Raw genomic sequence first — 21064 nt, 5'->3', positions numbered from 1 at the left:
AAAAGCTGTTCAGGGTATCCTGAACAGTTTTTTTATTGAATGTTATAAAGATCGTCTTTGATTGGAAGGGTTGAAATATTCTTCTTTACCTGATGGCTCATTGAGGCGAAATAAAGGGAATCTGCAATAAGTTCGGCCATTTTCATGACGACGCTCAACCGGGTATTCTGAAGTACGAAATATTCCATGAATCCGCTGACATTTACAATTCCTGTCATATGCATATCTCCTACCGGAGGAAGTTCTTTATTCACGCCTGCTCCCGGTTTAACCGGTCCATCTCCAATTGAGATCATCCCGACATGATTCAGTTTTCCAAGACAGGCATCAATACCGATGATATAAGCGTTTGGATGATTTTTTTCAATCATTTTAAGTTTGTCTGAGAGGTTTACAGCGTGAACAGGTTCATCCAGTGTTCCGTACACATGGAAGGGAAATGCTTTTATCGCATGAAGTTTAGTGCCGACAAGAGGACCTAATGCATCGCCAGTGGATCGATCTGTCCCGATGCAAACCACCACTACGGGAGTTGTTTGCGTGTTAGGAAGAAGGTTCCCAATTTTTTCAGTAATGACCATGCATGCATCTTTTTCCTCGTGGTGCAATTTATATTGAAAAAGCTTGTCGGGAACGAGCTTCCTTTTAAGGAACATAGAATCCACTCCTTTAAAATGTTACTACCAGTATACGGACTAAATGGCAATACTATACATTGTGAAGCGGGTTACGAGATGCATTTTTTATTAAAGCGGGAAAGGGGTCAAGCTGTTTTTTTTTGAAAAAATATATCTGTGGCAAGCACTGACATTTGCCTGGCAGCTAAACTGCTTAATTTAGGGTTAAGGGTTTTATACCCCCTTCGGCCTCTTTTTAACCAGTGCAGATTGAGAGAAGAATTAGTTTTATTCGTTGAAAGTTCAACCAAAATTGGGTACATTAATGCATAGTTAAGAACATTATGGAGGTTGGAATCGAGTGGAACTACTCAGTGTGATCCATCAGGCAGAGGATATTTATAAGCAGGTAGGGAATGGAGATTTATGGATTAACCTTGGCATGAAAGTGCTTAAGATTGCCGCCATAATCTTTGGCTCTGTCATTGTCGTGAAAATTGTACGTGCAGCCATATCCAATGTTTTTAAAATTCGAATGAAGAGCCCGCTTAGAATGTCGGAGCGGCGTGAGAACACACTTATTCGGCTTTTAGACAATGTAGCAGCTTATCTTATTTATTTCATCGCTATGCTAATGATTTTGAGCGAATTCAATATAGATGTGAAGGCATTGCTCGCAGGTGCCGGTGTGGTTGGACTAGCCATCGGTTTTGGCGCACAGAACCTGGTGAAAGACGTAATTACCGGATTCTTTATCATTTTTGAACAGCAATTTGCGGTAGGGGATTTTGTGAGAATCAATAACTTTGAAGGAACCGTCGAGGAGATCGGCCTTCGTACGACCAAATTGAAACAATGGACAGGAGAGCTGCATATCCTTCCGAACTCATCCATAATGGAAGTGACCAATTTTTCCATTCATAACAGTGTCGCAGTCGTTGATGTCAGTATCGCTTATGAAGAAGACATCGACAAAGCCCAGGCAATCATTGAAGATGTGGTAAGAGAGAAAACACCAGAATACCCTGAAATGGTCGCTGAACCAGAAGTTCTTGGCATCCAGGCTGTCGGCACGACCGAAATTGTCATCAGGGTAACAGCCGAAGTGCTTCCCATGACACATTTTAAAGTGGCAAGAGAGCTCAAGAAAGCGATTAAGATCAAACTGGATGAAGAAGGCATCGAATTGCCTTATCAGAAGCTGGTTTCCTATCACAAAACTACGGTATCCGAGACTTAATATATAAAGCCGTTGTCTCAAGACGATTTTCTCTATAAAATAGAAAAAAAGCGAATGTCTGGGGGAGTGAACAACTTGGAAGGTAAAGAATTTTTTTTAAACGACGAAGTAGAAATGAAAAAACCTCACCCATGTGGTACGAACCGCTGGAAGATCATCCGTATGGGGGCTGATATCCGAATCAAATGCATGGGATGTCAGCACAGTGTTTTGATCCCCAGAAAAGATTTTGTTAAAAAACTGAAAAAAGTGCTCGTTTCACATCAGGAGTAAGAGACAGACACAGCGTTCCACGTGAAACATCAGTAACAGAACCGGCAAACCCGGTTCTGTTTTTTTGCTTGCATTGAAGTGATTACCAGCTCCAGTTCTTGCTGGAAATTATCAGTGGGCTTGCCGCTCTTCTTACTTTGGCGGGTTCAACTTGTTTTTTATCTGCTGACACCCTATAATTATGAAAGATGTGCAAACAAGTATGGAACGACAAAATATATAATCAAATTGATGAGATCAATGAGGAGTGGAATATATGGCTTTAACAACTGGGATTGTCGGTCTTCCCAATGTAGGGAAATCGACGCTTTTTAATGCCATCACGCAAGCCGGGGCTGAATCAGCCAACTATCCGTTTTGTACGATTGACCCGAACGTAGGAATTGTTGAGGTGCCGGATGACCGTCTGCACAAGCTGACCGAGATGGTCCAGCCTAAAAAAGTAGTGCCGACAGCCTTTGAATTTACAGATATCGCCGGAATCGTAAAAGGCGCGAGCAAAGGTGAGGGACTTGGAAACAAGTTCTTGTCACATATCCGCCAGGTAGACGCTATTCTTCAAGTTGTCCGCTGTTTTGAAGACGAAAACATCACTCACGTTTCCGGAAAAGTCGATCCGATCGATGATATTGAAGTCATCAATCTGGAATTGATTTTTGCAGACATGGAGACGGTGGATAAGCGGATTGTCCGTGTTGAGAAACTGGCCAAGTCAAAGGACAAAGAAGCCGTTGCTGAATTCAGTGTTCTTGTAAAAATTAAGGATGCGCTTTTAAATGAATTGCCTGCAAGAAGCGTCGAACTTACGCCGGAAGAAAAGAAAATCGTTTATGGACTGCATCTGCTGACCATGAAACCGATTCTTTATGCTGCGAATGTAAGTGAAGAAGACTTGCTGGAAGGCGGAAACGAGCATGTAGAGAAGGTAAGAGAATATGCTACCCGTGAACATGCTGAGGTTATCGTTATCTGTGCAAAGATCGAAGAAGAGATCGCAGAGCTTGACGGCGACGAGAAAAAAGCATTTTTGGAAGAGCTGGGCATCAAGGAAGCGGGTCTTGATCAATTGATTCGTGCTTCATACTCATTGCTTGGCCTGGCTACGTATTTTACAGCCGGAGTTCAAGAGGTCCGTGCATGGACATTCCGAAAAGGCATGAAAGCTCCGCAATGTGCCGGGATCATCCATACAGACTTTGAACGCGGGTTCATCCGTGCTGAAGTTGTAGCATATGATGATCTGACGGCTGCTGGAAACATGGCAGCAGCGAAGGAAAAAGGAAAAGTAAGGCTGGAAGGTAAAGAGTACGAAATGAAAGACGGAGATGTCGTTCACTTCCGCTTTAATGTTTAATAGATAAAGATAGAATCCGGGAAAAAGCTGAATGCTTTTTCCTTTTTTTATTCATGTCTTGTGTTTCGCTAGAGTTTTTGCTATAATTCTTTATTGTGAGTAATTATCGATTTTTATTGAAATGTTGATAGTTTACTCCTTGCCCTATTGTTGGGCCGTTTAGACCAAAAGGAGGTGACCGGAATGAAAAAGTACGAAATCATGTACATCGTCCGTCCAAATCTTGAAGAGGATGCTCTTACATCTGTTAAAGAAAGAGCAAAGACTATCCTTACTGATAATGGTGCGGAAATCGCTAACGAGAAAGAAATGGGTAAAAAGCGTCTAGCTTATGAAATCAACGACCATCGTGATGGCTATTATACGCTTTTAAGCGTAAATGCTCCTGTTGAAGCGATCAATGAATTCGACCGTCTTATGAAGATCAACGAAGATGTTCTTCGTTTCATGACAATTGCAGACGAGAGATAATTTTTAACTTTGAGGAGAGGTTCTTATGCTAAATCGTGTAATCCTTGTTGGACGTTTAACGAAGGACCCGGAATTACGCTATACTCCAAACGGTGTGGCTGTTGCTAACTTTACACTGGCAGTAAATCGAGCATTTACGAATCAGCAAGGTGAACGCGAAGCAGATTTCATCAACTGTGTAATCTGGCGCAAGCCGGCTGAGAATGTGGCTAACTTCCTTAAGAAGGGGTCACTTGCCGGAGTAGACGGGCGCGTTCAGACACGCTCTTATGATAACAACCAAGGTCAGCGTGTTTACGTGACCGAAGTCATGGCAGAAAGTGTTCAATTCTTGGAGCCGAAGAATGCGAACGCCGGCGGAGGACAGCAGCAATACCAAAGCCAGGGCGGGAACAACTTTGGCGGACCATCAGGTGACCGCGGTTATGGCCAGCAGCAACAGCAGCAGAGCCAAAAGCGCAATAACTTTAATGATGATCCATTTGCCAATGACGGCACTCCAATCGACATCTCTGATGACGATTTGCCATTCTAAGACAACACATATGTGATCGACTAAATATAAAATTCAACAAGAAGGAGGGAAATACTCATGGCTGGACGTCGCGGTGGACGCCAAAAGCGTCGTAAGGTTTGTTTCTTCACTGTAAACAAAATCACTTACATCGACTACAAAGATGTAGATCTTCTTAAGCGTTTCGTATCAGAACGCGGAAAGATTCTTCCTCGTCGTGTGACAGGAACATCTGCTAAATACCAACGTCAATTGACTCGTGCTATCAAACGTGCTCGTTTCATGGCGCTATTACCATACGTAACTGAATAGTATTCAGTCTTGAAGCACGGTAAAGATTACTCTTTACTGTGTTTTTTTGTTTCGCAAGGCTATTTTCGTAACCTTTGGTGCTCTTGGGAGTGGTTGATTTCCGTTTCAGGTTGCTCGCTTTCCGCGGGGCGTGCGCTGAACCCCTCCGGCGCTTGCGCCTGCGGGTTTCACCTGTCACGCTCGTCCCTTGCACTCCAATCAACTGATCAATGAATGTTCTTTACAAAAAGGTTCCCTAAGCAACAATCTTATAGAAAAGAGCCTTTCACAATAACATGAAAAAAAGCGGCAAAAATCCAAGGATTTGGCCGCTTTTTCATTTTCATTTTCAGCTTTCAAAGATGTAGGAAAGTGCCTGCATCGCCTGCTGAGGGGTTTCCACCACGAGGCTGGCTTTGCTGGACAGTTCTTTTAAAGGATGGTGAAGGGCTTCTGGCCTGATCAAAATGAGCGGCTTATGCAGCGAGGCTGCTCTGGCGGCATCCATGGCAGTGTTCCATTGTTTGTATTTTTCTCCGAAGAGAGCGACCACTACATCCGCCTTGTTGATCAAGATATCGGTACGCAGGTTATTGATGCTTGATGCAGCTTCGTCTTTAAAGATGGCGTTCGGCTGTTTGCCGAGGATCTCTTCTCCGATGTTGTCGGACCGTTCATGGTCTTCCATCGGGCCAACAAAGGTTAAAGGAAGGTTCATTTCTTTTGCCTGAGATTTGATCTGTTCCCGCCAATCATCGTGAATCTGACCTGCCAAGTATACTGTTAGTTCCATGCTATCTCCTCCTCTAAATCTAGAATACCGCATTCAGCCCGCCTGTAAACGGTTTGTCTGGTTCCATTATAACGGCCATCATGATAAGGTAGATACTGTTGTGTATGTTTTATTTGGCACGATGGGGTTAAGCTAATTAATATAATTGGATTTACAGCAAATAATTTACTACAATAAAGACCGTAGGCAATAAAGCCAGAGGTGAACCATGCGTAAAACATCAACAATCGTAGACGGAGCGGTTATGGCCGGCGTCTACATTATTTTAATGATTATCAGTCTAAACCTGCCGCTGATCGGTGCATTTACTTTCTTTTTGCTGCCTTTGCCCATTATCCTGTTTGTTTTCAAACACGGCTGGAAACCAGGGCTGCTAGTCTGGGCAGTTACTCTTGTGTTATCCGGAGTGATAGGGGGAGCCGGCGGCATCATCTACGCATTTCCTTCAGGCTTTGCCGGTATTGTGATGGGTGAACTGTACAAGCGAAAAAAATCGGCCTTTGGTGTACTGCTCGGCGGAAGCCTTGCCGGCATATTCAATCTGCTTTTGCTGCTTGTCTTTGCTAAGTATTTATTGCATTTTAATCTCGTAAAAGTAACCCAGGGGCGATTTAACGATATTATTGATCAAGCCGCACAGTTCTATAAAGATGGCGGCCCCGAAACGGCGCGGCTTGACCTTTTGCGTGAACAGGTGGCTATGATTCCGTATATGCTGCCGATCTCTATTATTATAGGAGCCGTGCTCTCTACATTATTGACGCAGTGGCTGGCTTCACTTGTATTAAAAAGAATGAGGATGGAATACAGGACGTTTCCGCCGTTCCGGGAGTGGTCGTTTCCAAAATCATTTTTGTGGTATTATATTTTAGCCCTTGTCTTGACCTTAACAAGGCCTGAACATGGGTCTGGACTCTACATTCTTACGATTAATCTATATATTATTTTGTCCCTCGTACTTGTTGTACAAGGGCTTACCGTTATCTTTAGTTATGCCAAGAAAAAGCAATGGCCCAAAGCCCTTCCCGTTTTTCTAGCTGTTCTAGTAATATTTACTTCCTCCTTTCTGCCAATTCTTATGGAAGTCGTTAAATTCTTAGGTATAATTGACTTAGGGTTCGAATTAAAGAAACGGATAAATACCTGATAGTAGGAGCTGAAAGTATGCCTAAGTTTTTATTAAAACGGTGGCATGGTTATCCCGTGATAGCCTTGTTCGTCATATCGGTCCTTTTTGTAAGCATCATTACGTACTATCAATGGATAATTGGAGCAGTTGGTTTTCTTTTATTAGGCTTGCTCTTCTATTTCGTAATGCGGGCCGAAAATTCTTTCCAGGAAGAGTTGGGCGATTATATCTCCACCCTCTCCCATCGCATCAAAAAGGTCGGAGAAGAAGCTCTGATGGAAATGCCGATCGGAATCATTCTGTATGACGAAGATTATAAAATTGAATGGGCGAATCCTTTTATGGGGGCATGGGTTGAAGAAGAGGCTTTTATCGGCCACTCGCTTAATCTTATTTCCGAAGATTTAGTGCCGTTTATAAAAAGTGATGCGCTTGAAGAAATCGTAATCTTAAAATCAAGGAAGTTTGTAGTCCATTTCAAAAAAGAGGAACGGCTCCTCTATTTCTTTGATGTTACAGAGCAAATTGAAGTTGAGCGGATGTATGAAGAAGAACAGACATGCCTCGGGATCATCTACCTTGATAACTATGAAGAGGTAACACAGGGACTTGATGACCAGTTCCGTTCCAGCATTAACTCCAAGGTCACCTCCATTTTGAACAAGTGGGCCAATGACCATGGAATCTTCTTAAAACGCACGTCTTCAGAGCGCTTTTTGGCCGTTTTCAACCAGCGGATCTTAAGTGAGCTTGAAAAAAACCGCTTTTCCGTCCTGGATGAAGTAAGGGATTCGACCACAAAGGAAAACGTTCCTCTTACCTTGAGTGTTGGTGTTGCCTCAGGACCGTCTGCATTGCCCGAGCTGGGACAGCTGGCGCAATCGAGTCTTGATCTGGCACTGGGACGCGGAGGAGACCAGGTGGCGATTAAACAGCAGAATGGAAAAGTCCGTTTCTATGGCGGAAAGACCAATCCTGTGGAAAAAAGAACGAGAGTGCGTGCACGTGTGATATCCCACGCCTTGAGCGAGCTTGTTCTCGACAGCGACAAAGTAATCATCATGGGCCACAAAAGCCCTGACATGGATTCTATGGGATCGGCGATGGGAATATTGAAAGTGGCTCAGGTCAACGGTAAAGATGGTTATATCGTGCTCGATACATCTGATCTTGATACTGGTGTCCAGCGGTTGATGAATGAGATCAAAGGTACAGACTCACTTTGGAAACATTTCATCACACCGGAAGAAGCGATTGAGATCTCAACAGCCGGCACGCTGCTGGTTGTCGTGGATACCCACAAACCATCGATGGTCATGGAAGAGCGTCTTCTTTCCAAGCTCGATCATGTCGTTGTGATTGATCATCACCGGCGCGGAGAGGAATTTATCGCAGATCCTGTTCTCGTCTATATGGAGCCTTATGCATCCTCTACAGCAGAGCTGGTGACCGAGCTTCTGGAATATCAGCCTAAACGGCTTAAAATGCGTATGCTTGAAGCCACTGCCCTGCTCGCGGGGATTATCGTGGATACGAAAAGCTTTACACTGCGCACTGGTTCACGGACGTTTGATGCGGCCTCCTACTTAAGGGCCCATGGAGCAGATACCATACTCGTCCAGAAGTTCCTAAAAGAAGATCTGGAAACCTATAACAAACGTTCAAAACTGATTGAAAATGCTGTAGCCTATAAAAATGGAATTGTCATATCCAAAGCAGAGCCAAGCGAAGAATGCGGCCAGGTGCTTATTGCACAGGCTGCGGATATCCTGCTTTCCATGAACGATGTTAGCGCATCCTTCGTTATTGCTAAAAGACATGATCAAAAGATCAGCATAAGCGGCCGTTCTCTGGGGGATGTAAACGTGCAGATGATAATGGAATGCTTGGGAGGCGGCGGACACTTAACCAATGCGGCCTGCCAGCTTGAGAACGAAACATTGGATAGCGCCGAGAAAAAACTTAAAGCTATTATCGACGAGTATTTTGAAGGGGGAGAAGAAGAATGAAAGTAGTTTTTCTTAAGGATGTTAAAGGTAAAGGAAAAAAAGGGGAAATAAAAAACGTTTCCGAGGGCTATGCACGAAACTATTTATTGCCCAACAACCTTGCAACTGAAGCGACAAAAGGAGCTCTCTCCGTCGTAGAAGGCCAAAAGAAAAGCGAAGAGAAAAAAGCGGCAGCCGTCCTGGAAGAAGCCAAGCAGTTAAAAGAAAAGCTTGGTGAAATGACGGTTGAACTCAAAACCAAGTCAGGAGAGGGCGGCCGTGTCTTCGGATCCGTCACAAGCAAACAAATTGCAGACGGCCTAAAGAAAATGAACATTACCATCGATAAACGAAAAATCGATCTGACAAATCCGATCCGATCTTTAGGATATACAGATGTACCCGTTAAACTTCACCCTGAAGTAACTGGTACGATCAAAGTACATGTAGTTGAAGAATAAGCAGAATGACTGGGACCGGGTTCAACCGGTCTCATCTGCTGTAAACAGGATATTCCCTGCTGATTGCAGCAGGTTATCTTTTCAGGAGGAAGTATTATGAGTGATCTTTTTGTTGATCGCATTCCACCACAGAATATAGAGGCCGAACAGGCGGTCCTGGGAGCTGTTTTTCTGGAGCCCGAAGCATTGGTTACCGCTTCAGAGATTTTGATCCCAGAGGACTTTTACCGCGCCTCACATCAGCGTATCTATCAGGTGATGCTTGATCTGTCAGAGAAAGGGGAGCCCGTCGACCTTATTACGGTCACCTCCGATCTTGCTGACCGGAAGCTGCTCGACGAAATCGGCGGCGTCTCCTATTTAAGTGACCTGGCAAACAGTTCACCGACCGCGGCCAATATTGATTACTACAGTAAGATTGTCGAAGAAAAATCCCTGCTCCGCAGGCTTATTCGTGCAGCCTCGGAAATTGCAGCAAACGGCTACGCCCGTGAAGAAGAAGTAGAAGCTGTCCTGAATGAGGCGGAAAAGTCGATCCTGGAAGTGGCCAACCGTAAAAACGGGGGAGCCTTTATCTCCATCAAAGACGTGCTTGTCGCGGCCTATGACAATATTGAACAGCTTCATAACCGTAAAGGTGACATTACCGGGATCCCGACCGGATTTGCTGACTTGGACCGCATGACTGCAGGTTTTCAGCGAAATGACCTGATCATCGTCGCAGCCCGTCCTTCCGTAGGTAAAACGGCCTTCGCTCTGAATATCGCGCAGAACGTGGCCACCAAAACAGAAGAAAATGTGGCGATCTTCAGTCTGGAGATGGGTGCCGAGCAGCTCGTCATGCGTATGCTTTGTGCGGAAGGAAATATCGATGCACAGCGTCTCCGTACCGGTTCCCTTGTCCCGGAAGACTGGCAGAAATTAACGATGGCGATGGGAAGCCTCTCGGCAGCAGGCATCTTTATCGATGACACACCAGGTGTACGAATTGGAGATATCCGTTCCAAATGCCGCCGTCTCAAACAGGAAAAAGGCCTTGGCATGATCCTGATTGACTATTTGCAGCTCATCCAGGGGAACGGCAGAGCGGGCGAAAACAGGCAGCAGGAGGTTTCTGAAATCTCACGTTCCCTGAAGGCACTTGCCCGTGAACTTCAGGTACCTGTCATCGCGCTCTCCCAGCTTTCCCGTGGCGTAGAATCCCGCCAGGATAAACGCCCGATGATGTCTGATATCCGTGAATCAGGAAGTATCGAGCAGGATGCCGATATCGTAGCGTTCCTATACCGTGATGATTACTATGACAAAGAGTCAGAAAGCAAAAACATCATCGAAATCATCATCGCCAAGCAGCGTAACGGCCCAACCGGCACCGTCGAACTCGCCTTCGTCAAAGAATACAACAAATTCGTGAACCTCGACCGGAGGCATGACGAAAGCAGTATGCCATCCGGCGCATAAAATAGATCAAAAACAGGCATTCTCAAATATGAGGATGCCTGTTTTTTATGAGTGGCAAGAAGTCATACTGATGCTAAGAGGAGCACATCAAAAGCAAGTCGTACTGACGCTGAGAGAGACCCACTAAAGCAAGTCATCAGCGCTGAGGAGCCGTAAAGGGCATAGCCCTTTACGCTCCTCAACCCACACAAACACGAACGGAAAAACTGTAAATATTTTATAATGTTCGTGTTTTGTTGACTTTCACCCTGATAATTGATAAACTAAGCATGGTTTTTTAATTTACTAGAAATAATGGTGTATTTATAACAGAGTTTTAAGTTTACTTGGAGGTGCTGGCGAAATGTCATCCGTAGTCGTTGTCGGAACACAATGGGGAGATGAAGGTAAAGGGAAAATTACCGATTATCTTTCTGAAAAAGCAGAAGTAGTAGCCCGTTATCAGGGTGGTAACAATGCTGGACATACTATCGTGTTCAATGGAAAGAAGTACAAACTGCATTTAATACCATCCGGAATTTTTTATAGCGATAAAGTCTGTGTCATTGGAAACGGTATGGTTATCGATCCGAAGGCGCTTGTTGAAGAGCTTAAGTATTTGCACGATCTGGGAGTTCACACAGAAAACCTAAGAATTTCAAACCGTGCGCATGTCATCCTTCCTTACCATCTTCGCCTTGATATCTTAGAAGAGGAAAGCAAGGGCGCCAACAAAATCGGAACAACGAAAAAAGGGATCGGACCTGCATACATGGATAAGGCCGCGCGTATCGGTATCCGTATCGCAGACCTTTTGGATAAAGAAGTTTTCGAAGAGAAGCTTGAGCGCAACCTGGCTGAAAAGAACCGCCTTTTTGAAAAGATCTACGAATCTGAAGGATTTACGAAAGAAGAAATCCTTGATGAATATTACAGCTATGGGCAGCAGATCGCGAAGTATGTTTGCGATACTTCCGTTGTACTTAATGATGCGCTTGATGAAGGCCGCCGTGTCCTGTTCGAAGGTGCACAAGGCGTCATGCTGGATATCGACCAAGGTACGTATCCGTTCGTTACATCGTCCAATCCGATTGCAGGGGGAGTAACAATCGGTTCTGGTGTAGGACCATCAAAAATCCATCACGTAGTCGGAGTTTCCAAAGCCTATACTACTCGTGTCGGTGATGGCCCGTTCCCTACCGAGCTGAATGATGAAATCGGGAACCAAATTCGTGAAGTCGGCCGTGAGTACGGTACGACAACAGGGCGTCCGCGCCGTGTCGGCTGGTTTGATTCAGTGGTTGTCCGCCATGCACGCCGTGTGAGCGGTTTGACCGACCTTTCCCTGAACTCCATCGACGTGCTTACAGGAATTGAGACTTTGAAAATCTGTGTCGCTTACAAGCATAAAGGTGAAGTCATCAATGAATTCCCTGCAAGCCTTAAAATTCTAGGCGAATGTGAGCCTGTCTATGAAGAGCTTCCAGGCTGGACAGAAGACATCACTGGAGCTAAAACGTTGAGTGATCTTCCGGAAAACGCTCGTCACTATGTAGAACGCGTATCACAGCTGACTGGTATTCCGCTAGCGATCTTCTCTGTAGGACCTGACCGTAACCAAACGAACATGGTCCGCGGTGTGTTTGTTTAATATCATTAGAAAATTGGTGAACCGGCCCTGTATGTGGGGCCGGTTTTTGTTTTGAGGAAAATCTGGTTCATGGGGTGCCGCTAGTTGACGATAATCCCGGTTTGGCCAGTAAAATGGAGAAAATGGCCAGTAAATCATGAGTTTTGGCTAGTATTTTTGGTTTTTGGCCAGTAAACATTCGATTTTGGCTAGTAAAATGAGGAATGCGGGCATTGGACACTGAATTTCCGCACTGAATTAACCTTCTAAACGAAGAAAATACTTAATTCTACAATTTTTTTAAAAAACTGCTTGCCAAAAAAGAGAAAATGATGATATGATAACTCTTGTCGTGTTAAAACGACTTTTACAGTAAGAGCCATTAGCTCAGTTGGTAGAGCATCTGACTTTTAATCAGAGGGTCGAAGGTTCGAGTCCTTCATGGCTCACCATTTTTTCTTATAGAGTGGCCCGTTGGTCAAGCGGTTAAGACACCGCCCTTTCACGGCGGTAACACGGGTTCGAATCCCGTACGGGTCACCATTCTATTTTTTATTTTTTGGACTCGTGGTGTAGTGGTTAACATGCCTGCCTGTCACGCAGGAGATCGCCGGTTCGACCCCGGTCGGGTCCGCCATTTTTTTCTTGATTTTTACAGAACTACTAAATTTTGGCTTGATAGCTCAGTCACGAGCAACACAACGTGATTAAGCAGCGAGTTGTCTCGACGGATACCCATCGTCAGATTCACATGCAGAGGAAGAGACAGGGACCGACGGACAGAAATTACTAAATCATGGCTCGATAGCTCAGTCGGTAGAGCAGAGGACTGAAAATCCTCGTGTCGGCGGTTCGATTCCGTCTCGAGCCACCATTTTACTTACAATTACTATACCTGATCGATCATGACAAAAGGCATGCAGCTACCATTCTGCATGCCTTTTTAATACACTCGTTGATTTTTACACCAATAGCGGGCGGTGCCCATATAGTAAGAACAAAGGAAGAATAGCCGTTGGAAGGAAGACAGATATATGGGCACGATTCAGCTGGTTCTCTATTTGATCGCGTGTTATTTTATCGGAAACATTATGACAGGGTATCTTGTTGCTAAATGGTTAAAGGGAGTCGATCTCAGAACTGAGGGAACAGGAAATATTGGGGCTCGAAATGCCGGCCGCGTAATCGGGCCTTGGGGATTTATTCTGACGCTTGCAGGAGACCTGCTCAAGGCAGCTCTGGCTGTTCAGCTGGCAAAATCCTATTTTGGCCTCCCTCCGACCCTGCAGCTGGCCGCTTTCTTCATGGTCATAGCGGGCCATCTATGGCCTGTTGCGCTTAAGTTTCATGGCGGCAAAGGAGTAGCATCCTTTATTGGCGGAATTCTTGTTTTTGATTGGAAAATCGCGGCAGCGGCAGCTGTACTGTTCCTCCTCCTTTTTGCCATCAGAAGAAGTTTGACCGTAGCGGGGCTCATTGCGTTTCTGGCGGTTCCGATTCTGCATTATGCCTTTTATCAGATGCTGAGGGTTGCCCTTCTGCTCCTGTTGATCTCTGTGCTTGTCGTGTATGTGCAAAAAGATGATTTAGCGCTCCGCTTTACGGGGAAAACATGAATGATCCTCTTTTTAAAAAGGAGGATTATTTTTATGATTTAAAGAAGATTACATAGAAGTAATGTAATGTCCAGATTCAGCGCCTGTCGGACCTAAACAGGTCGCTTCCGCTTTTCTTACAGAGCGAGAAGACTGACGTTATGGAGAATTTAGATATTGTGGTAAAATAAAGGATAGACAAACTATTTCATTCAACCAATTTATATAAAAGAGACTTGAAATTACGGTTTCCAAAAAGGAGCGACTACCGGATGGACAAAAAGATTCTTGTAGTAGATGATGAGAGGCCGATTGCGGATATTTTACAGTTCAATCTGGAGAAAGAAGGGTTCCAGGTAACGTGCGCATATGACGGTGTATCGGCAATTGAAAAAATAGAAAACGAGAAACCGGACATGATTCTTTTGGACATCATGCTTCCAATGAAAGATGGAATGGAAGTATGCCGTGAGGTCCGGAAAAAATACGATACCCCGATTATTATGCTTACAGCCAAAGACTCAGAGATTGATAAGGTCCTTGGCCTTGAGCTTGGTGCCGATGATTATGTCACGAAGCCTTTCAGTACACGGGAACTGATCGCACGCGTTAAAGCAAATCTGCGCCGCCATCAACAAGAAACAGAACGTGAAGTTGATGAGAACAACGAAATCGTGATTGGCTCTTTAACCATCCATCCAGATGCTTATCTCGTAACGAAACGCGGTGAGTCGATTGAACTGACCCATCGGGAGTTCGAACTGCTGTATTATCTGGCCAAGCATATCGGCCAGGTCATGACGCGCGAGCATTTGCTGCAGACCGTATGGGGCTATGATTATTTTGGCGACGTCAGGACAGTAGATGTGACCGTCCGCCGTCTCCGTGAGAAAGTGGAAGACAACCCAAGCCATCCTCTCTGGATCATTACCAGACGCGGAGTGGGCTACTATTTACGAAACCCTGATCAGGAGTAGACAAATGGATAAGGTAGGCTTTTTCAGATCAATACACGTTAAGTTTGTATTGATCTATGTTTTGCTCATTTTAATCGCCATGCAGGTTATCAGTGTGTATTTCATTAATAACCTGGAGTCCAATCTTCGCAATAACTATGACAGTGCGCTGAAGAATAATTTGGATTTCTTCGAGTTTAACGCTGAACAGAAGATCCTGGATGCCCAGCAGATGAAAGAAGCAACAGAGGATAAGAACAGCATGCTGAGAGATGACATCGCCCAGCTCATAAACGAAACGAAGGATCAGAACATCAAGGAAGTACAGGTACTTAACAAAGACGGTGTTGTTCTTGGCAGCGACAAACAGAATCTCATCGGCCAGGTGAGTACGAACAGCAAGATTAAACTGGCCCTCAATGGCACGGAAGACCAGACAGAAATGTATGACCGCGATTCGAAACAGCGGGTTATAGTCTGGGCTAAACCGATCATGGCCGGAAAAGACAAGCAGGTCGACAAGAACAAACAAATTCTTGGAGCGATCTATGTCGAATCCTCGATTGAGAGTGTATACAAGCAAATCAGTGATATTAATAAAATTCTGACAACCGGTACGGTTATTGCCCTGGGAATAACAGCGATACTCGGTATTTTTCTTGCCCGGACGATCACAAGGCCGATGGCGGATATGCGTAAACAGGCGCTTGTTATGGCAAGGGGCGATTTTTCCCGAAAAGTGCAGGTTTATGGCGATGATGAGATCGGCCAGCTGTCGATGACATTCAACGATCTGACGAGAAAGCTGCAGGAAGCGACCGCCATTACTGAGAGTGAGAGAAGGAAGCTGCGCTCTGTCCTCACTTATATGACGGATGGTGTGATTGCCACCGACCGGGACGGATGCATTATACTAATGAACGACCGTGCCGAAGAAATGCTGAACATCTCCCGGCAGCATGCACTCGGAAACACGCTGCTTGAGCTTCTTCGGCTCAATGACCAGTATACGTGGGACGAGCTGTACAACGAGTATGAGAGCATGCTGCTCGATTTCAGTACAGATAAAGTGCATTATGTCCTTAGAGCGAACTTCTCTGTGATCCAAAAAGAAGGCGGTCCGGTAAACGGATTGATCGCCGTTCTGCATGATGTGACAGAGCAGGAGCAGATTGAGAATGAGCGAAGAGAGTTCGTATTCAACGTTTCCCATGAACTCCGTACGCCGCTTACGACGATGAGAAGCTACCTGGAGGCGCTTGCTGAAGGAGCATGGCAGGATGAAAACATCGCACCCCGCTTTTTGGAAGTGACGCAGAACGAAACCGAGCGGATGATCCGCCTCGTAACCGATCTTCTGCAGCTCTCCAAAATGGACAGCAAGGATTACCGGTTTAACTTTATTCAAACGGACCTTGTTCAATTTCTGCAGGACATTATTGAACGCTTTGAAATGCTTCAGCATGAGCATCTCCATTTTGTAAGGAATTTGCCTGAGCGCTCGATTATGGTGCAGATCGATACCGACAAGATGACGCAGGTCGTGGATAATATTATTTCCAACGCGATCAAGTATTCTCCGGAGGGTGGAACGATTTCCGTTTCCGCTTCTCTCCACGGCAGAAAGATTAAGGTCAGCGTGGCCGATCAGGGTGTCGGCATCCCGAAAAACAATGTCTCTAAAATCTTTGACCGCTTTTTCCGTGTAGACCGTGCCCGCTCCAGGGACTTAGGCGGTACAGGTCTGGGACTTGCGATCACAAAAGAAATCGTGCTTGCCCATGGCGGGGATATTTGGGCTGAAAGTGAATGGGGCCAAGGAACAACTATACATTTTACCCTTCCTTTAAAAAAGGTAAGGGGGGAGTAAAAGATGACGTGGAGCAAAATTTACAACATTATTAAATCTGTGGCAAAGTCTGTATATCGGAATTTTGAAGTCATTAAGTCGGTCTTACTGATCTTTTTGATCATGCTAAGCCTGATTATGACATGGAGTCTGTGGACGCTTAAGCCGAACTACAGCAATTTGGAAGAAACAAGGACTTTGAAAAAAGCACAAGTGACAGATACGAAAAAAATTACGGATGTCATCAGGCCTAGCCAGATCATCTACTATGACAAGAACTCATACAGGGGAATGCCCGCCAATGATAATTTTATCGAGCGGGTAAACCAGATGCTTGAAAACACGAAGTTTTATGAAAGCCGAAATCGGCCATCAACGAACATTGATGAAAAGCTGAAGAATAAAGAGTACATCGAGGTCATCTATCCGACCGATATGACAGCGGATATCTACAGCCAGATCTTCAACCTGACATCCTCGGGCGGAACGTTTACTATCCCATCTGCAGACCGTGTCATTTTCTATAAAAAAGATACAAATGAAGTGGAGGCGCACATCATCTCCTATACACAGAGGAAGATGATCACTGCAAGCACAACCTTCCCGTTTGATTCTTTGAAGAACATTATCAATAACGCGAAAAGCGGTGTGCTTGAATATGAGCCGTATGATGTGGAGCGCGATACTGACCAAGGGGCAGAAGTTTCCAGACGCTTCTATTTCCCAAAACAAAGCTTTGAGCTTAACTCCTACAGTTATCTCTCCCGTTCCATTAATAGTGATACGATTGACCGCTACAAGAACGCGCTGTTCCGTGATCCAGGCAACGTCAAGAGCGGCAACACCGGAGAATATTATACTGATGAAAGCTCCGCACTGGACGTGAACCGCAACACGAATCGAATTAAATATACCAATTTCACACAAGGCCCTGATGAAGATATGACCCAGCAGACGAGAAGCCCGCTCTTCAACAGTGTTGATTTTATTAATAACCATGCGGGCTGGGGAAATCCATATTATTTTTACAATTTGGACCCTACAAGCGGTTCAGTCGAATTTCTGCTGTTTGTCAGAGGCATTCCAGTGATCAAGAGTGATATGGAAATGAAACTCGGCTGGACGAACAACGAATTGAATGAATATCAGCGTTCCTTGGTAGAGCTCGTCATGGACGAAAATGAATATTCATTCAAACCGAAAAAAGTGAAGCTTCAGTCTGCAGCAGAAGTTAAGGCCGCTCTTAAGGATTATGACATGTCCCTTGTTAACAAATTGGCAGTCGGCTATGAGATGACGCATGCAAGAGGACAGGAAAATGTGTACAATCTCCAGCCGAAATGGTTTGTCAATTATGGACCAAGCCATGACTGGCAGCCATTATTCCGTGACAGTCAAAGGCCTGGAGGAGAATTCTAATGGATTGGAAAAAAACTAAGACGATTTTTATTCTGACGTTCCTGATTCTGAATATCTTTCTCGGGTACCAGCTCTCGCAGAAAATGGACAAGAGCAATCTCAAGTACCTGTCTGAGCAGCCTCTTGAAAAAAGGTTGGCGGACAACAATATTGATTATAAAGATAGTCTTCCGCAGAGCTATAAAGACCATCAAACCCTGATTAGCGGTCAGCGGGCTCCTTTTTCAGCGAACGAGATTAAATCAAAAACGAGTAAGCTGGACAGCAGCAGTACAGATACGACGCTCATTTTTAACTTAAAAAAGCCGCTGGAACTGGATAAGAACGACCTTGTCAAAGATGTTTCTCAATTTCTGAAAGATGACGTCTACCGGGGCGATGAATATCGATTCTATAAAAAAGACACGAAGAACCATAAGATTTGGTTTACACAAATCTATCAAGGACAACCACTTTTCTTTGATACGAATGATGATACGAACCGCCCGAGCGGAATGGTGATGTTCGAATGGAATGAAAAAGGCTATCTCACCCGCTATACACAAACTTTTATTTCTGTGTACAGACAGGGTACGCCGCAGGAAATTATTTCACCTATGAAAGCATTAGGTAGCTTGTTTAATACCCAGCATCTTTCAAGCGGTGACAAAATTAATAAGATTGTTCTCGGTTATTATAGTCTGGCAAATGTGGAGGATGTGCAGGTATATGCGCCAACGTGGTCAATTGAAACGGAGGATGCGCATTTTCTCGTGAACGCAACAGACAGTTCCATTCAGGAGATTGACAGAGAACAATAGAGAGGATTGAACAATGAGTTTGCAATTCAGCGTGCTGGCAAGCGGCAGTACCGGAAACGCGATTTACGTGGAAACGGGGAATGCGCGCCTGCTTGTTGATGCCGGCCTTAGCGCAAAGCAGATGAAACTCTTATTTGAAAAAGCAAGCTGCTGTGAACTGGATCAGCTGGACGGAATTCTCGTAACCCATGAACATAGCGATCATATAAAAGGACTCGGCGTTTTGGCACGAAAGTATAAACTGCCGGTCTATGCCAACGCAAAAACATGGAAAGCGATGAACGGACTGATCGGTGAAGTGGATACGGAACAGAAATTTGATTTCGAAATGGAAACGGTCCGCACATTCGGTGATCTGGAGGTTGAGTCCTTCGGTGTTTCCCATGATGCGGCCGAGCCGATGTTTTATGTGTTCCATCATGAAGGAAAAAAGCTGACGCTTATGACGGATACCGGCTATGTCAGTGACCGGATGAAAGGAATCACAAAGCACAGCGATGCGTTTGTGATCGAATCGAACCATGATATCAACATGCTTATGATGGGGCGCTATCCTTGGAACATCAAACGAAGGATCCTTGGCGATCACGGCCATATTTCCAATGAAGACTGCGGGTTTGCTCTTGCAGATCTGATTGGCGACCAGACGAAACGAATCTACCTCGCCCATCTGAGTAAAGACAACAATATGAAAGATATTGCTCACCTTGCTGTAAAACAGACACTTGAAAACAAAGGGTTCGTCATCGGTGAAGATCTGCAGCTTTATCATACGGATGCAGCCCAGCCGACTGACTTGGTGCTTGTTTAACTGCTCTCTGTTTAAGGGACACCGTTTAAGGAAATAACAATAAATGTGGAAAAGTGTGAAAAATAACCCATATTTTTTAAGTTAGGGATTTGATTTTTTATAATAAATAAAAAATCATTACAGCATTCATTTTATTGTTGAAAGGAACGGTGAAGCAGGGAATGGGCTATTATGATGACGATTATGAATCTAGTCCAAGAAAGCAAAAAGGTAACCGAGGCGGATTTTTGCTGGCCGCTCTTGTAGGCGCTATATTAGGCGGCCTGCTCATATTATTTTCAATTCCTGCCCTTGGAGGCATGGGGCTTCTGCCTGATAACTATTCAAGCAATGAAGATAATGCCGGCGTTAATGAGCAAAACGGGATCAATAAAAACGTGAATGTGAACGTTACGACCAACGTCACTGATGCTGTCAGTAAGGCACGGGATGCAGTTGTCGAAGTGCTGAACATCCAGCAAGGTGAATTCTGGAACCAAGGCCAGCAGGCTGCCGGTTCAGGATCAGGTGTGATCTATAAAAAAGAAGGCGGAAAAGCCTATATCGTGACGAACAATCACGTCGTAAAAGGTGCCAGCCGCCTTGAGATTACACTAAGTAACGGCACGAAGCTGAAGGGCACACTGCGCGGTACGGACCCGCTGATGGACCTGGCGGTAGTTGAAATCGACGGCAGCAAGGTGAAAAAAGTGGCTCAATTTGGGTCATCCAGTTCACTGAAACCGGGTGAACCGGCCATAGCGATCGGTAATCCGCTCGGAACATTTCCAGGCTCTGTAACAGAGGGGGTTGTCTCCAGTGCTGACCGAACAATGCCAGTTGACAGCGATGAAGACGGCAATCCGGACTGGCAAGCCGAAGTCATCCAAACGGATGCGGCGATCAACCCTGGTAACAGCGGAGGCGCCCTTCTGAATATCGGCGGCCAGGTTATCGGCATTAACTCCAGTAAAATTGCACAGCAGGAAGTAGAAGGAATTGGATTCGCCATCCCTTCTGATACAGCTAAGCCGATTATCGCTGACCTTGAGCGTTACGGCGAAGTTAAACGCCCATTCCTGGGTGTTGGCCCTATCCCATTATCACAAGTCAGCAGCTATCACCGTCAAACGACGTTAAAGCTGCCGCCAAGTGTTAAATCAGGTGTCGTGGTTATGGATGTTGATCCATTATCACCAGCTGACCGGGCAGGGATCAAAGAGATGGATGTTATTGTCGCACTCGATGACAAGAAGATCGGCTCTCCACTTGAGCTTCGCAAATACCTGTATACGAAAAAAGAAGTAGACGATAAGATGAAAATTACGTACTACAGCAAAGGCAAAAAGAAAACCACGACCATTAAACTGGGTCTTCAGAAGTCTTCATAAGGGAATCAGGAGAGAAATCTCCTGATTTTTTTGTGTTTATTTGAGCGGCAGGAGTTTGAGATG

20 protein-coding genes and 4 tRNA genes are annotated in these 21064 nt (G+C 45.0%); 22 read left to right on the top strand and 2 right to left on the bottom strand.

Annotated features, from left to right (window positions below):
• Nucleotides 1-32: 32 nt before the first annotated feature.
• Nucleotides 33-656: a spore protease YyaC gene (gene yyaC / locus M1K46_RS05200; protein ID WP_256225199.1), complete on the bottom strand. Its 624-nt coding sequence runs from the start codon at nucleotides 654-656 to the stop codon at nucleotides 33-35.
• Between the two features lie 403 nt (nucleotides 657-1059).
• On the opposite strand from yyaC, the gene M1K46_RS05195 reads away from it, so the two are divergent.
• The 6 genes from M1K46_RS05195 (at nucleotide 1060) to rpsR (ending at nucleotide 4781) form a co-directional block, all read left to right on the top strand.
• Entirely contained in the window at nucleotides 1060-1857 is a 798-nt protein-coding gene (locus M1K46_RS05195) for a mechanosensitive ion channel family protein (protein WP_082316278.1), read from the top strand.
• Between the two features lie 75 nt (nucleotides 1858-1932).
• On the top strand, nucleotides 1933-2130 hold the full coding sequence (locus tag M1K46_RS05190) for a DUF951 domain-containing protein (protein WP_053356323.1): 198 nt from the start codon (nucleotides 1933-1935) through the stop codon (nucleotides 2128-2130).
• Between the two features lie 256 nt (nucleotides 2131-2386).
• On the top strand, nucleotides 2387-3484 hold the full coding sequence (gene ychF / locus M1K46_RS05185) for a redox-regulated ATPase YchF (RefSeq protein WP_062238068.1): 1098 nt from the start codon (nucleotides 2387-2389) through the stop codon (nucleotides 3482-3484).
• Between the two features lie 183 nt (nucleotides 3485-3667).
• The gene (rpsF, locus tag M1K46_RS05180; RefSeq protein WP_053356325.1) at nucleotides 3668-3955 is read left to right on the top strand and encodes a 30S ribosomal protein S6; all 288 of its coding nucleotides are present in this window, start codon (nucleotides 3668-3670) and stop codon (nucleotides 3953-3955) included.
• Nucleotides 3956-3980: 25 nt separating this feature from the next.
• Nucleotides 3981-4490 (top strand): single-stranded DNA-binding protein, encoded by a 510-nt coding sequence (ssb, locus tag M1K46_RS05175; protein ID WP_053356326.1) that lies wholly within the window; start codon nucleotides 3981-3983, stop codon nucleotides 4488-4490.
• Nucleotides 4491-4547: 57 nt separating this feature from the next.
• Entirely contained in the window at nucleotides 4548-4781 is a 234-nt protein-coding gene (rpsR, locus tag M1K46_RS05170; RefSeq protein ID WP_053356327.1) for a 30S ribosomal protein S18, read from the top strand.
• Between the two features lie 328 nt (nucleotides 4782-5109).
• Here the strand turns inward: rpsR and M1K46_RS05165 are convergent, their stop codons facing one another.
• Nucleotides 5110-5553: a YtoQ family protein gene (locus M1K46_RS05165; RefSeq protein WP_053356329.1), complete on the bottom strand. Its 444-nt coding sequence runs from the start codon at nucleotides 5551-5553 to the stop codon at nucleotides 5110-5112.
• Nucleotides 5554-5761: 208 nt separating this feature from the next.
• Here M1K46_RS05165 and M1K46_RS05160 point away from each other — a divergent pair, with 208 nt between their 5' ends.
• The 16 genes from M1K46_RS05160 to M1K46_RS05085 all read left to right on the top strand — a co-directional run bounded on the left by M1K46_RS05160 (nucleotide 5762) and on the right by M1K46_RS05085 (nucleotide 21001).
• The gene (locus M1K46_RS05160; protein WP_053356330.1) at nucleotides 5762-6700 is read left to right on the top strand and encodes a YybS family protein; all 939 of its coding nucleotides are present in this window, start codon (nucleotides 5762-5764) and stop codon (nucleotides 6698-6700) included.
• Nucleotides 6701-6717: 17 nt separating this feature from the next.
• Nucleotides 6718-8691, top strand: coding sequence for a DHH family phosphoesterase (locus M1K46_RS05155; RefSeq protein ID WP_256225198.1), 1974 nt, complete (start codon nucleotides 6718-6720; stop codon nucleotides 8689-8691).
• Nucleotides 8688-9131 (top strand): 50S ribosomal protein L9, encoded by a 444-nt coding sequence (gene rplI / locus M1K46_RS05150; protein ID WP_053356332.1) that lies wholly within the window; start codon nucleotides 8688-8690, stop codon nucleotides 9129-9131. The genes M1K46_RS05155 and rplI overlap by 4 nt, the downstream gene beginning before the upstream one ends.
• 96 nt (nucleotides 9132-9227) lie before the next feature.
• A complete protein-coding gene (dnaB, locus tag M1K46_RS05145; protein ID WP_053356333.1) occupies nucleotides 9228-10592 on the top strand; it encodes a replicative DNA helicase in 1365 nt (454 codons plus the stop codon).
• A gap of 343 nt (nucleotides 10593-10935) precedes the next feature.
• A complete protein-coding gene (locus tag M1K46_RS05140; RefSeq protein WP_256225197.1) occupies nucleotides 10936-12222 on the top strand; it encodes an adenylosuccinate synthase in 1287 nt (428 codons plus the stop codon).
• 355 nt (nucleotides 12223-12577) lie between these two features.
• Nucleotides 12578-12653, top strand: a tRNA-Lys gene (locus M1K46_RS05135).
• 16 nt (nucleotides 12654-12669) lie between these two features.
• Nucleotides 12670-12744: transfer RNA gene (locus M1K46_RS05130), tRNA-Glu, on the top strand.
• An 18-nt stretch (nucleotides 12745-12762) separates the two neighbouring features.
• Nucleotides 12763-12838 (top strand) — tRNA-Asp (locus M1K46_RS05125).
• A gap of 161 nt (nucleotides 12839-12999) precedes the next feature.
• Nucleotides 13000-13075, top strand: a tRNA-Phe gene (locus M1K46_RS05120).
• 160 nt (nucleotides 13076-13235) lie between these two features.
• Complete coding sequence (locus tag M1K46_RS05115) at nucleotides 13236-13817, top strand: glycerol-3-phosphate acyltransferase (protein ID WP_256225196.1); 582 nt, start codon at nucleotides 13236-13238, stop codon at nucleotides 13815-13817.
• Nucleotides 13818-14068: 251 nt separating this feature from the next.
• Complete coding sequence (yycF, locus tag M1K46_RS05110; protein WP_053356336.1) at nucleotides 14069-14773, top strand: response regulator YycF; 705 nt, start codon at nucleotides 14069-14071, stop codon at nucleotides 14771-14773.
• 4 nt (nucleotides 14774-14777) lie between these two features.
• Entirely contained in the window at nucleotides 14778-16622 is a 1845-nt protein-coding gene (gene walK, locus M1K46_RS05105; protein WP_256225195.1) for a cell wall metabolism sensor histidine kinase WalK, read from the top strand.
• 3 nt (nucleotides 16623-16625) lie between these two features.
• The gene (locus M1K46_RS05100; protein WP_256225194.1) at nucleotides 16626-18020 is read left to right on the top strand and encodes a YycH family regulatory protein; all 1395 of its coding nucleotides are present in this window, start codon (nucleotides 16626-16628) and stop codon (nucleotides 18018-18020) included.
• Nucleotides 18020-18820, top strand: coding sequence for a two-component system regulatory protein YycI (locus M1K46_RS05095; protein WP_053356339.1), 801 nt, complete (start codon nucleotides 18020-18022; stop codon nucleotides 18818-18820). Before M1K46_RS05100 ends, M1K46_RS05095 begins: the two co-directional genes overlap by 1 nt.
• 13 nt (nucleotides 18821-18833) lie before the next feature.
• The gene (locus M1K46_RS05090; RefSeq protein ID WP_053356340.1) at nucleotides 18834-19631 is read left to right on the top strand and encodes an MBL fold metallo-hydrolase; all 798 of its coding nucleotides are present in this window, start codon (nucleotides 18834-18836) and stop codon (nucleotides 19629-19631) included.
• A gap of 161 nt (nucleotides 19632-19792) precedes the next feature.
• Nucleotides 19793-21001, top strand: a complete 1209-nt coding sequence (locus M1K46_RS05085) for a S1C family serine protease (protein WP_091010049.1) — start codon at nucleotides 19793-19795, stop codon at nucleotides 20999-21001.
• Nucleotides 21002-21064 lie beyond the last annotated feature (63 nt).

It is taken from the genome of Fictibacillus sp. WQ 8-8 (assembly GCF_024494405.1).
GTDB lineage: Bacteria > Bacillota > Bacilli > Bacillales > Fictibacillaceae > Fictibacillus_C > Fictibacillus_C marinisediminis.
Note: the sequence above shows the minus strand (reverse complement) of the source record. Positions and strands in the feature narration are given on the sequence as shown.